The sequence below is a fragment of the Okeania sp. SIO3I5 genome (genome assembly GCF_010672085.1).
GTDB lineage: Bacteria > Cyanobacteriota > Cyanobacteriia > Cyanobacteriales > Microcoleaceae > Trichodesmium.
The window spans coordinates 1-12,406 of the sequence record NZ_JAAHHT010000061.1; the positions used below are offsets into that span (position 1 = coordinate 1).

Below are 12,406 nucleotides of genomic sequence, written 5' to 3' on the forward strand. Positions count from 1 at the left end.
TAGACTTCTATAAACTGCCGACCACATTTAACACAGATAGATAGATATAATTTTGCTGATCTCCTCTATGACCATTTTTGCGGATATGTTTACTAGCACACTCTGGACATTGCATAGACTTAATTTACTTAGCGCTATCTACATATTCCATTTTGCCTACCTATCTTATGAGTAGATTACTCACTTCATCTTTCCATTTACCAACGCCCGAAAAGTAGGAGGAGGGGGTGGGAAGTGTCAGAAGTGTCAGAAGTGTCGGAAGTGTCGGAAGTGTCGGAAGCACAGGATCTAAAATAAATATAGGGTTGTAAATATTCTCTGACGACAAAAAATTAGCCCGGCTACTTTTAACTCCCCCAGCGGGAAGTCCCGCGCTCTCCCGTAGGGGAGCGGAGGGACGGGAAAGCCGGGCGCCCGTGTGTATGGTTGATCCTGATTTTTGATATAATCAGGACTTACGCAAGATATCAAACTATACACTAGATGTAGCGGCGAAAAGCCGTTACCCCCTACCATATATAGTGGTTATGCGTAAGTCCTGATAATAACTAATGTAGATATCAAGGTCGATACAGATTATGCTACTGAAATACAAGTACAAGTTAAAAGCACATAAAAGGCAAGCGGTTATTATGTCCAATTGGTTATCCATGGCTTGTTGCCAATATAATTACCGTTTAGCTGAACGGTTACACTGGTTTGAAGCAACACGCACACCAGTACAGCATTGTCCTCTTAATGTTTCAGTAGTAGGGAGGTTTCGCTGCGCGACATGGAAAGCGTAGCATTCCGGAACGGAAAACGCATTTTTGTTGAGTTGGGCGGTAACGAAAATGCGAAGGTCCGTACACCGCATATATCAGAATATCCCTGAATTTAGGATACAAACACAAGATGGCAGAAAAAAGGACAATAATGGTAATCCGATAACAAAGAAAGGGGATAAGCATCCAAATATAGTTAATGGCTATATTTTCTCGGAGACTGTTCAATTAGCAGACTTAGCACAAACTAAAACACTTTTTCCTGAGTACAAGTCTATCCATTCCCAAGTTTTACAAGATGCTATCCAACGTGTACAAACAACAATGGATAACTTATGCTTTACCTGATAAAAATGGTAAAACCAGTGGTAGACCTAAATTTAAAGATAAACATTACTATAATTCGTTCAGCTATCCTCAGTTATCAAATAGCCATATTGTCAAAAATGCTAACGGTCGTCCGCAGCGTCAATCTACCAAAAATTGGTATAGTCCCTTTTGTGTATAATCGCCAAATACCAGAAGGTTTCAAGGTTAAGGCAGGTACAGTAATACGCGCGGCGGATGGATGGTATATCAGCTTTACCATAGAAGATAAAACGGTACCTTTGAGGCGTGCAGAAATTCAACCCACTGAAGATAACTCATGCATGTATTGATTTGGGATTTTTACACTATGATGTTACATCTGATGGTGAGTTTATAGAAGTGCCCAAATTTTTTAGGATCTCTGAACATCGGCGCTCTTTACTTCAAGCGAGATTGGCTAACAGACAAAAACATTCAAAGCCGAGTAAGATTCTCAAGGGTAAAATTCGATCACTGCATCAGTTGATAGCTAGACAACCTTTAGATTGGCAATTCAAACTGACTTATCATTTGTGAGCGTGATGTAACTGTGATATTTTTAGAAAACCTACAGATAGCTTCTTTAGTGAGACGCTGCAAAGCTAAATTAGGTAACAATGGTCAGTTTTTGCCCAATGGTCAATCAGCGAAGTCAGGATTAAATAAGTCCTTGCAGGATGCAGCATTTTGCCCGGAAAGTTCAAGTCTTAGAGTACGTAGCCTGGAAATTAGGCAAGAGAATTATCACGCGTAGACCCAAAAGGTACGTCTCAACATTGTTGGGAATGCTTAAATAAAGTCTCTAAAAGCTTATCAGAGCGCTGGCATTCTTGCTCTAGATGTGGTCAAGAATTAGATAGAGATTATAACTCAGCCCTTCTGATACAAAAAATCGGATTATTATCAACACAGGGGGAGGACATCACCTCTGTTAAAACAGCGGTCAGGGTTTCCCAGGCGCTCAGAATCCCTATGGGTCCCGTAAGGGCAACGTCGGGAGTATGTCAAGCAAGAGGTGTACCTTCCACACAAGCATCTGTTAGTAATGTCCCGGTCAAGTCCGCCTGTTCTAGCAAAGCACAGAACAAATTGGCTCTTTGTAAATTTGTGCCCCGCAATATGGCTCCACTCAGATTAGCCTCTTCTAAATCTGCCTGAGATAAATCTGCACCAGAAAGATTAGCACTGCTTAACTCTGCTTGAAACAAATTTGCTCTAGTCAAATTCACTCCTCGTAAGTCAGCCCCACGAAAATCAATACCACTGAGGTCCAAATCATTAAATATAGCTCCATTTAAGAAAGCTCCTGCAAAGCTAGCTTCCCTGAGTTGAGCATCGATCAAAATAGTACCTCGTAGGTCTGCATTGCGAAAGTCTGCTCCTCTTAAATCAGCACCAGTAAAGTCAGCACCTCTAAGATTAGCTCTCAGTTTTGCTTGTCTTAAATTAGCACCAGCGAAATTAACTCCAAGCAAATAAGCTTGGTAGAAGTCTGCTTCTGAAAGTTGGCTTCCTGCTAAATCTACACCAGGGAGGTGAAGATTTGCCAAAAGTTTAATTTTTCCCGATCGAATAGCTAAAATATCAACAGATTTTAATTCATTCATTAGAAATTAGAATAGGTAAGGAAATAAGTGAATATCCTACAATTTATGTGGAAAGATTTTATCAAAGTTGGACGAGAGCTTGAAAACCATGTCGCCGCTTCCCATGGATGAAAAGCTCTGGGCGCGACAAAAGTCGCCTGTCAAAATACTCTAATCTTTGCTTGGCATTTCTTAAGTTAATTATGCTATATAATTAAGGAAAAAAAAGTAGGTCGAGCCAAAATGATAATTTATGAGTTCAAAGCCAAAGCTAAATCTGAGCAATATTATAAAGTATGCTAATGAGGCCGTTCGGACATCTCAATTTATTCAAAATAAATGCTTGAGATATTGGATGGACAATAAAGGGGCTTGTAACTGTTGGCTAAAATCTGGTATTATCTATAAAAATCTGGGATTATCTGTTTATGCTACTTGGATTTAAAACTGAACTACACCCCACAAACCAGCAAAAAACGCTGGTAGCTAAACACGCTGGTGTGGCGCGTCATACTTACAATTGCGGCTTGTGGTTAACTAAAAACATCCTTGATCACAATTCAAATAACCTTGGTAGTAAACTTAAATTTCCTTCTGCAATCGACCTGCATAAACTTTTAGTAGCAATGGTTAAACCTAAAAACTATTGGTACTATGAAGTATCTTGAGTCTGCGCCTCAGTATGCTTTAAGGTATTTGTCCATTGCTTGGAAACGCTGCTTTACCAAAGTTTCTGGTCAACCTAAATTCAAGAAAAAAGGTAAAATAGTAATGAATAATGAATAATGAACAATTAATAATGAAAGAAAATTAATAATTAATTATTAATCGCTTTGTTGCACTAATATCCTGAAAGCCTTACAGGAAAATGCTTTTTCATTAATAAATTTTCTTGGGTCTTACCAGATTTTATGATGCTTCTAGCACTATCTCGCAACAAAACTATTATTAATAATTTAGATGGTTCAATATCTGTAGGCTTTGATCGCATACAATTACCAAGAATTGGATGGGTGAAAACTTATGAAATATTACCAGATAATGTTACTCCTAAATCTGTAACTATTACAGAAGAGCAAGTCGTTGGTTTGTCAGCTTTAAAATAGAAACAGCAACCAAAATTACTGAGAAATCAGTAGATGTAGTTGGTGTAGATTTGGGTGTAAAATCACGCTTCTTCACTCTCAACTGGTGAGGTATTCTAAGCGTGCTAAATCTTATAGAAAGTTAGAAGCTCAACTCTCTCGGTTGCAATATTTAAACCAACATAAAACTAAGTTCTCTAGCAATTGGAAAAAGGCTCAACTTAAGATAGCTCAACTGCATAGCAAAATAGCTAACATTAGAAAAGATACATTACATAAATTAACAACTTATTTGGCTAAAAACCACAACCCACCCCCATCCCCTCCTGGGAGGGGAGCAAGAGGGGTGGGTGAAGACTTAAATGTATCAGGTATGATGGCAAATCACAAGCTAGCTAAGGCTGTTGCTGACATGGGTTTTTACGAGTTTCGTAGACAGTTAGAGTACAAGTGTAAACTATATGGCTCGGAACTATTCATCGCCGATAGATGGTTTCCTAGTTTTAAGACTTGCAGTAGGTGTGGTCAGGTTAAAAATTCTCTATCTTTATCTGAAAGAGTATTTAAGTGTGAACACTGTGGTTTCAATTGTGATTGCTCCGCAACGCTAGCGCGAACGAGATTTGAATGCAGCATTAAATTTAGCTATGGCGGGCAGTTCGCCCGTGTCAGCTTGTGGACTGGATAACGCCGACGTTGCCAGAATGAAGCAAGAATAGAACAGATAATCATAGATTGTAGTAGATAATCTATGATTATCAGGACTTACGCAAAGACACTATATATAGCGCATACTAACAGGGAGCGATCGCTTGATAAAGCGTAGCGATCGCCTCAAGATTTTTGCCATTGTTAAAACAAGGGTTAAAAACACCTCCTATATAAAAATAGCCCTGAATTTTATTGTGGGCTTTTTTAACTCTTGGATCAGATAATCTGAGAGTAATTCATGTTTGACTTGATAAATAGTTTTTCCTATTTTTACTGCAAAGCATGCATAAGAAATTCCAGACTAACATAGCACAGGCTATATGATTTTTTTGAATGTCGCTGAGACGACATTGACTTGCATTCAATACCTGTTAATTGCTTGATTTCTCTGTGAAATTCTTCAATTTTCCATCTAGGCAAGAGATTCAAACTCTACAGCATCTACTGAAGATTGACTTAAGTCGTTAGTGACAATATATTCTGCTGAAGTTGGTAGAAACAGTTGCCCTTGTGGAGCTTGACTGTCTTGAGTGCGTCTTACATTCTGAGGAGACCTCAGAATTACGCACTCGCTTTTTTATCTTTTGGAAAACATGATTATTTTAACTATTTTCCCTGATATTTTTTCTGAGGAGTTCCAACTTAATTCTCCTATGCTTTTATATTTTTCTACACCACCAGTATCATCTACTAAACGATTTGTTTTTAAGGGACAATAATATATTTTTTCCATATTATCTATCAATCCCATCAACCTTTGTGTTGCATACCAACTATCCATTAATACAGTCTTAAATGGTAATTTTTTCTGATTTGACACACATAAAATCATTTCTTCTACATGATCTCCGCATGGTCTTTTTATCAGTATCTGGGTCGTAAATTCGATAATCTATGAGCCAAAATCGTTCGATTTTGGGATTAAAATATATACAGTTTACTATTCCTATACCACGTTGGCGCAGCCTTGCGTCAGCAAACTACTTGATGCTCATTACCACGCTTTCTGTCGCCGAACCAATTCAATTTTATTACTATGTTTCTTGTTAAGAACTGTATCATCAAATATTAAGTAACCTTCAGTGTTAGTTACTATTTCTTTTTTAACATTTCGACCTAATTCTTGGTTATCAAAGTTTTCGATTTTCAAATAACGATTTATCGTATCATGGCTAACATTTTCTAGGTGATTTGAATTGAGCAAGTGATAGTATAATTTGTATGGGAATTAAGTAGATATTGATATGGGATCAATATAGTTAAAATTCCAGAAAGTTAGCTCAAATTAACAATAACATTATTCTACAAGAATCAGGGTATTTTAGCAAAAATTATTGACAATTGGCCACATTTATATAGAGCTAAAATCAATTAGATTAGCGTATCTTTGTATTAGTTATGGTAATTTTGTTGTTCAGGCGATCGCTACAATTTATCAAGCGATCGCTCTACGCATGCATACGCTATATATAGTGTCTTTGCGTAAGTCCTGATTATGTCAAGCTGTTAATTACCCCTAAGCCTATCTTTGCAAAAGTGCTGGTTTTTGGCAAAGGACTCAGGAGTCAGGATTCAGGAATCAGAAGTCAGAAGTGAGAGAAATAGACATCTCCAAAAATCAAAAATAAAATCAATTCTTATCCATAAATTATCAATTCCCTCTCCCTGTTCCCTCTTTGGGTGGAGATGTCTAATCTAATAGGATAGAGCAAAAAGGTAGAAAAATGCCCCCATATCCCCATTCCCCCATCTCTAAATAGGGCTTGCTGATTAAATCTAAAAGCATTTACAGGCAAAAGTTTTAGCCTTTTCAAGTCTTTATAGTAACTGCTTCTTCTAACCAAACGTTAGGCAGTTGAGTTGGCCTTTGAGGTAATTGCATGAGACCCATTTCTGTTAATCGAATCACATTACTGAGAGTTTCTACTAAAGTAGGATCAAAATAACTACCACTGCGATCGCTACACTTTTCTAACGCCTCTCCTAAACTAAGAGCAGCTCGTTTACCCCGTGGTTGTGTCAGTTCTTGGAAGTAAGAAACTAATCCCAAGATTCGAGACTCTATAGGTATTTCTTTTTCTCTAAGACCATTTGGTTTACCACTACCATCCCAATATTCCAAGTGATGAGTAATAATTTTAGTTACAGATGCTAACTCTGGCATTGCTGCTAATAACTGACCTCCAAACACACTCCGTTCCTGCCAAAAATTCCACGTTGCATCATCTAATTCGTCTGGTGTGTGAGTAAATATTTCTTGTGGTGCTGAGGTTAACCCTACTCGAAATAATAATCCAGCTAACCGCAAACGTCGTAACTGTAGAGTAGGTAAATCTAACATTTGCCCTAAAGTTTCAGATAAAGCTGATACTTGTAGAGATGCAATGGAATTTGTTTGGTCACGTTCGTCTACTTTCTGAGCCATGCGTAAAAATGCCTGCAATTTATTAGCGTTGAGGTTGCGACTAACTCGTAATGCTTGACCTTCTAATTCCCAAAGTTCCCTTGTTTGCTTATTCATGGCTATCATTTGCTGCTGGGAAGTTTGCAGGTAAGAAACTATTCGAGATACTACATCAGTCATATCTGTAGCTGGTATCCCTTCAGTAGTAACTATTTCCTGATGTTGTTTTTGAATGGTGTCTGCTAATACTCGGTTATAAGGGCGACATCTTTCTACAAGAATTTCGGCAGCTTTAGCTACTAAGGTCTCATCGAAAGTCCATAAACCGTAGAATTTTCTCTCTATATCTACAGTTGGTTTACCGTGGGGTAAATATTCATCTTCGGAGAGTTCATGGCAAAGCACCATAGCTTGGTAACTTGGAGCTAGGATAATTAGATTCCATTCATTAACTAGACTGTCATTTATGTCTAGATTAACTAAGGATACATTATCTAATTTACTTGTAGGATGTTTGGACAACCCACTATCTGGTACTGCTGCTATCATAACGTGACGGCTACATTCAGCTAATTCTTGGTAACGGTCTGCTTCTTGCAGATACCATTTTCCTTGTTGAAATGTTACTAAAACTAATGGTTGAGCATCTGGATGTTGACTACTGACTTGTAATATGTGGTCTTCTAAAGCATGACATAGAGCTACTAATGTATTTTTAAAATAAACTCCATAACTAGAGGGGAGTTTTCCTTCTGGACTTATTGTTTTAAGTTGATTTAAAGTTGCTTTGGAATCCATTTTTTTTAATGATAATTATTCGGTTGAAAAAAAATTAATTTAGGGTTTTTGTCAAATTAGTAAGCTACAAAATTTAGATATAAATTATGTACTACTTTCAGATTTAGTAACTTTGCTGGTGTGGAAGTATAAATCAGTTTAAAAACCTACACAACATAATATTTGCTAGTCTTGAATTAGTAGCATATTTTCGGTCATAACTAATTAATTTACTATCAGTTATAGGAAGTTTTCTTGTCGATCCTTTCAGTTATCAGTTATCAGTTCCTCCGGGTTTAGTTAAAGGCAATAAATTCAGAAATTTCTTTTTTTATTCCCTTGAAAGGGGATACTCTTAACATTATTTATTTGTCACCTTTATCTTACCGAAAAATCAAGGTTCAAAGCCTCTCCTTTCAAGGATAAAAAAGCGTTCGTTTGCGTTTCATGTCGGTTCTTAGGCGAAAACGGCATATCCAATCGACCAAGAGAAGAAAAAAATTCCTTTTAACCAATCCTTGTATTACAGAAGAGGTAATTAATAATTCATAATTAATAATTATTGAATGACCATAACGCTTAAAAAGCTTAGATAAAATGCTCTGCTTCTAAAAAATGGATGGTTTTTCTGAGGTCAAACATCTCTTTTCAAACCTTTTCAAAGCTAATTACCTAAATAATTAATAATTAATTAATAATTAAACAATTAAATAATTAGATAATTCACGTTTAAAGCCTCCCCAATAAAGGAGAAGAAAATAAATCTTTTCCTTTGAGTCAATCCTCTCCCTTTTAGGGAGAGGTAATTATCCATTATCCATTATCCATTATCCATTATCCATTATCCATTATCCATTATCCATTATCCATTATCCATTATCCATTAATGAATGAGTGTTCATACTTTTTAATTTTATCTCCTGACTACTAAATTTGTCTTTAAATATTTGTCTTTTTTTTTAGTTACTCTTGATATTAGGATAATTAGAGCTATTATATTTATACAGACCCTAATGATTTTGTCAAGTATTATTAAATCTTTGTAATAAAAAATGTGGTAAAATATATGTTCATCTAATTAGGTATACAACTATGACAGTTTATCAAGATAGAGAAGCATTTATTCCTTATTCTCGTAGAGATTTAATAGAACTTTGTATTAAAGATGGTAAATTACCAAATACTTCTTTACAAAAGTTTAGAGATTTTTGTTCTATTTTAGTCGCTTATTACCATTTTAAGCTACATAAAACACTAGAAATATTAAAGGAAAACTATGCTCCTTTTAATCCCGATATTAATACTAAATATATTGTTGATTACTCAAACTCACAACTTACCATGATGAAAAGTAAGGTTGTTGAGAGTTTCAAGAAAATTCTAGAGCAAGGTAATTATTATCCTATATCTCAAGCTAGTTTAAAACGTGCCTTTCAAGAAAAATCGCTAATTGAACTTAAAACGGATGTCAATTTTGATGATTTTGAAGAAATGATATGTTACTGTCGGGGAGACATATATAAAAGAATAAAAGTCAAGAAATTTTTCCGAAAACTTGAAAAGAAAATCGATATTTTTGAAAGGGTTGCTTTATTAATTAAATGCCAAAATCAAAAGGATGCTAATCCTTCTGAAAAATCTATGGAAGATTCTAATTTGATGCCTAGTAAAATCTATATTTCTCTATATAAAAATATTCCTAAAAACGATATTGAGTTTCTATTTCCTAACGTAAAAATTAGTATGACTTTGAAAGACCGCCTGATGTTAGTAGTGCCTGCTATTGGTGCAGCAGTACCTATTGCCCTAAAAATTTTACCCCAACTTTTACTAATTATAGGTGTAATTGTTTTTCTAGCTCTTGGTCCGTCTTATGTAGAACAATTCAACTTGAGAGCAAGTCAGGAAGACATTAGGAATATGACAGGAATTTTAATAGCTACATTATCTTTATTGCTTACTTTAGGAGGATTTTGTTTCAAGCAATATACTCAATACAAAAATAAACAGATTAAGTTTCAAAAGCAGGTAACAGAAACCTTATTTTTTAATAATATTGCTAATAATGCAGGTGTATTTCAATCTTTAGTTGATGATGCTGAAGAAGAAGAATGTAAGGAAATTATCTTAGTTTATTATCACTTGCTAACTAGCAATACATCACTTACTACAGAACAATTGGATAACAAAATTGAAGCATGGATGGAGCAAAAGTTTGATACAAAAATTGATTTTGATATTAATGGTCCTTTGAATAATTTGACACAAATTAAAGGTAAAATTGTCAGTGATAGTAAAGATAAAAAGCAGATTCCAGAGATTTCATTACTGACCTATGATGCAAATGGTTGTTGTCAAGTTTTATCTCTAGATGATGCGAAAAAAATAATAGATTATATCTGGGATCATGCGTTTCTTTATAGTTAGCACTACAATACCAATATTCTTCAGTAATGTCTTTGATAATTGGGGTTTACTGAAAAAATCTGAAAACGGTTTATTCATTATTTAAAACAAATGATGATAATAAAAAAATATCATCATTCATATAACTATAAATTTAAATAATTAAACAGACCGCAAAAACAGTTTTTTCTGCAAATCAAAAAAAGAGAAAAAGCCTCTTTTAAAAGGGTGGAAAGGTTGATTACTAAAAAAGTAATTGCGATCGCGAAGGGAAACGTAGTTTGATCGAGCAGCAGAAGGGAGTTCTATCGCAGTTGCGGAAGTATCTTTAAGTTTGGCCATCACTTTGGCGCTGACTAAATCCTCTTTTTGCAGGAGCGCAGGTGGCATCTATGATTAGTTGATCTTGATTTTTACGTTCCTTATACCGCCAGTTTTCTGGCAAGGTTTCGAGAAACTATTAATTTTTATACATGATTATAGTTCAATGCCATAATCATGTACTCATTACTAATATCTGGGTAAATCAAAGATTATACCGGAAAGCCTTCTGAAGTTAGATAGCAAAGGTATCTACAATAGTTTACTTACCTAAGCCTCGCTATTTTCATCCTTGTCGCTAATTTTAGGCACATAATCAGGACGTTGGATATCTTCCCAACCTGGAGGACGCTTAGAATTATACCAAGCAATTGAACCTATAGTCACAGCAGCCACAAAGCCTACTACTACAACTGCTATCGGAATCCATAAATCGCCTTGTACCATATTAAATATTCCTATTATATTTTTATTTGAGTATGATTAATATTATCTCATAGTCTGGAGAAATTGAAAAAAATTCACTATTATTTCCAGAGTAAGTGAAGGTTAATATCTGTCTGTGATGCGTGAGCAACCCTCAAAAAACATAATGTAGCAAATGTGACAGTAATTATTCTTATGATGAGTAAAATTCATTCTTATAACTAATTAAATCAATAAATTATTTACCCTAGAACTATAGTGCTAGACTAAAAATGACTATTAAAAAATATATTGGAACGAGAGAAGCTGCTTTTTTGTTAGGTATTTGTTGTCAACGAGTCAGAGCTTTACTTTATCAAGGTAGAATCAAAGGTGCTGATAAAGATAATAAGGGATTTTGGCAAATTCCTCTTTATGGAAAGAGAAAAATGCCTATTGTGATACCAGGCAAGAGAGGTCCGAAAGGTGTTTGGTGTCATCACAGGCGCAAGAATCCAACCAAGATTCATGTCAATCAACATTTCATTAAAGCAAATGCCAAAAGAATAAAGTACGATCCCCTAATGACTCCTGACCAGTTGATACCAGTAGTTAGTTTGAAGCAGACAAATCGTGATGATATGGGTTATCAGATGGTTCTTGATGGTCCGTGTCGTATAGTTTATAAGCCTTATGACCCCTTGCCTTGTGGCGCACATTTGTGGATTGAGACCGACAAGTCAGTGCAGTTTGTGGATACTCAGTTTAATCCTGTGACTGCTAGGCGACCATACAAAGATGTCTCTTGATATGTAAATATTTGCAGCATTATTTCTAACTTTCTGCTTTTGTTTTGGCGCTCTTCCTCTAACTAATTTAATAGTTAAAAGTTTAGCAAATATCGACCTAACAAAAGTTGGTACAGGTAATGTTAGTGTGGCAGCCGCATTTGTTCACACACAGAAATCTGTGGCAATATTTGCGGTCTTGGCAGAAATTAGTAGAGGTATTGCTCCTGTTTTAGCAGCAAAATTATTATTTCCAGAAATTCCTACTTGGCAATTAGTAGGATTAATATTTTTAGTGGCGGGTAGATATTTTATTGCTCAAGGTGGCGGTGTTACTAATGTTAGTTGGGGAATTACAAGTTGATTCTCCTATTGTGATTTTTGCTTCGGGAATTACAGGTTTTTTAATATTAGTAATAGGCAAAAATGGTCGGCTCGTTTGGGATTTCTTTCAAAAAGATAGATATATATTGATATGCAAATATTAATTCCAGTATTATTTCTAATTTTCTGCTTTTATCTCGGTGCTTTTCCTCTAACTAATTTAATAGTTAAAAGTTTAGCAAATATCGACCTAGCAAAAGTTGGTACAGGTAATGTTAGTGTGGCAGCCGCATTTATTCACGCACGGAAATCTGTGGCAATATTTGCGGTCTTGGCAGAAATTAGTAGAGGTATTGCTCCTGTTTTAGCAGCAAAATTATTATTTCCAGAAATTCCTACTTGGCAATTAGTAGGATTAATATTTTTAGTGGCGGGTAGATATTTTATTGCTCAAGGTGGCGGTGTTACTAATGTTAGTTGGGGAATT

Annotated in this window: 15 protein-coding genes and 1 pseudogene; 11 read left to right on the plus strand and 5 right to left on the minus strand. The window is 35.5% G+C overall.

Going from position 1 to position 12,406, the window contains the following annotated elements:
- Positions 1–7: 7 nt before the first annotated feature.
- Entirely contained in the window at positions 8–115 is a 108-nt protein-coding gene (locus F6K40_RS41595; protein WP_483143771.1) for a transposase-like zinc-binding domain-containing protein, read from the minus strand.
- A gap of 463 nt (positions 116–578) precedes the next feature.
- On the opposite strand from F6K40_RS41595, the gene F6K40_RS15865 reads away from it, so the two are divergent.
- The 3 genes from F6K40_RS15865 to F6K40_RS15875 are packed head-to-tail and all read left to right on the plus strand — an operon-like array spanning position 579 to position 1,423.
- Positions 579–785 carry a helix-turn-helix domain-containing protein gene (locus tag F6K40_RS15865; protein ID WP_293137439.1) on the plus strand — a complete coding sequence of 69 codons (207 nt, stop codon included), beginning with the start codon at positions 579–581 and terminating at the stop codon, positions 783–785.
- A 48-nt stretch (positions 786–833) separates the two neighbouring features.
- Complete coding sequence (locus tag F6K40_RS15870) at positions 834–1,112, plus strand: hypothetical protein (RefSeq protein ID WP_293137441.1); 279 nt, start codon at positions 834–836, stop codon at positions 1,110–1,112.
- Positions 1,100–1,423, plus strand: coding sequence for a hypothetical protein (locus F6K40_RS15875; RefSeq protein ID WP_293137443.1), 324 nt, complete (start codon positions 1,100–1,102; stop codon positions 1,421–1,423). The genes F6K40_RS15870 and F6K40_RS15875 overlap by 13 nt, the downstream gene beginning before the upstream one ends.
- A 693-nt stretch (positions 1,424–2,116) precedes the next feature.
- Here the strand turns inward: F6K40_RS15875 and F6K40_RS15880 are convergent.
- Positions 2,117–2,719, minus strand: a complete 603-nt coding sequence (locus F6K40_RS15880; RefSeq protein ID WP_293137445.1) for a pentapeptide repeat-containing protein — start codon at positions 2,717–2,719, stop codon at positions 2,117–2,119.
- A gap of 407 nt (positions 2,720–3,126) precedes the next feature.
- Between F6K40_RS15880 and F6K40_RS15885 the strand changes: the two genes are divergently transcribed.
- The 3 genes from F6K40_RS15885 (at position 3,127) to F6K40_RS15895 (ending at position 4,471) form a co-directional block, all read left to right on the plus strand.
- Complete coding sequence (locus F6K40_RS15885; RefSeq protein WP_293137447.1) at positions 3,127–3,366, plus strand: helix-turn-helix domain-containing protein; 240 nt, start codon at positions 3,127–3,129, stop codon at positions 3,364–3,366.
- Between the two features lie 243 nt (positions 3,367–3,609).
- Positions 3,610–3,804: a hypothetical protein gene (locus F6K40_RS15890; protein WP_293137449.1), complete on the plus strand. Its 195-nt coding sequence runs from the start codon at positions 3,610–3,612 to the stop codon at positions 3,802–3,804.
- Positions 3,805–3,889: 85 nt separating this feature from the next.
- Positions 3,890–4,471, plus strand: coding sequence for an RNA-guided endonuclease InsQ/TnpB family protein (locus F6K40_RS15895; protein ID WP_293137451.1), 582 nt, complete (start codon positions 3,890–3,892; stop codon positions 4,469–4,471).
- Between the two features lie 189 nt (positions 4,472–4,660).
- Here F6K40_RS15895 and F6K40_RS15900 read toward each other — a convergent pair.
- Positions 4,661–5,760 (minus strand): annotated as a pseudogene (locus tag F6K40_RS15900) (IS701 family transposase).
- 68 nt (positions 5,761–5,828) lie between these two features.
- On the opposite strand from F6K40_RS15900, the gene F6K40_RS15905 reads away from it, so the two are divergent.
- Positions 5,829–5,987: a hypothetical protein gene (locus F6K40_RS15905; RefSeq protein WP_293137453.1), complete on the plus strand. Its 159-nt coding sequence runs from the start codon at positions 5,829–5,831 to the stop codon at positions 5,985–5,987.
- Positions 5,988–6,304: 317 nt separating this feature from the next.
- On the opposite strand, the gene F6K40_RS15910 is transcribed toward F6K40_RS15905, so the two are convergent.
- The gene (locus F6K40_RS15910) at positions 6,305–7,696 is read right to left on the minus strand and encodes an HD domain-containing phosphohydrolase (protein ID WP_293137455.1); all 1,392 of its coding nucleotides are present in this window, start codon (positions 7,694–7,696) and stop codon (positions 6,305–6,307) included.
- A 1,071-nt stretch (positions 7,697–8,767) separates the two neighbouring features.
- Between F6K40_RS15910 and F6K40_RS15915 the strand changes: the two genes are divergently transcribed.
- Complete coding sequence (locus tag F6K40_RS15915; protein WP_293137457.1) at positions 8,768–10,102, plus strand: TMEM143 family protein; 1,335 nt, start codon at positions 8,768–8,770, stop codon at positions 10,100–10,102.
- A gap of 570 nt (positions 10,103–10,672) precedes the next feature.
- Here the strand turns inward: F6K40_RS15915 and psb35 are convergent.
- Entirely contained in the window at positions 10,673–10,849 is a 177-nt protein-coding gene (psb35, locus tag F6K40_RS15920; protein ID WP_293137459.1) for a photosystem II assembly protein Psb35, read from the minus strand.
- A 251-nt stretch (positions 10,850–11,100) separates the two neighbouring features.
- Between psb35 and F6K40_RS15925 the strand changes: the two genes are divergently transcribed.
- From F6K40_RS15925 to F6K40_RS15935, 3 genes are all read left to right on the plus strand, one after another.
- On the plus strand, positions 11,101–11,616 hold the full coding sequence (locus F6K40_RS15925; protein WP_293137461.1) for a hypothetical protein: 516 nt from the start codon (positions 11,101–11,103) through the stop codon (positions 11,614–11,616).
- Positions 11,617–11,707: 91 nt separating this feature from the next.
- A complete protein-coding gene (locus tag F6K40_RS15930) occupies positions 11,708–11,959 on the plus strand; it encodes a glycerol-3-phosphate acyltransferase (RefSeq protein ID WP_293137489.1) in 252 nt (83 codons plus the stop codon).
- A 111-nt stretch (positions 11,960–12,070) separates the two neighbouring features.
- Positions 12,071–12,406: glycerol-3-phosphate acyltransferase (locus F6K40_RS15935; RefSeq protein WP_293137463.1), on the plus strand; the 336-nt coding region annotated here is incomplete at its 3' end.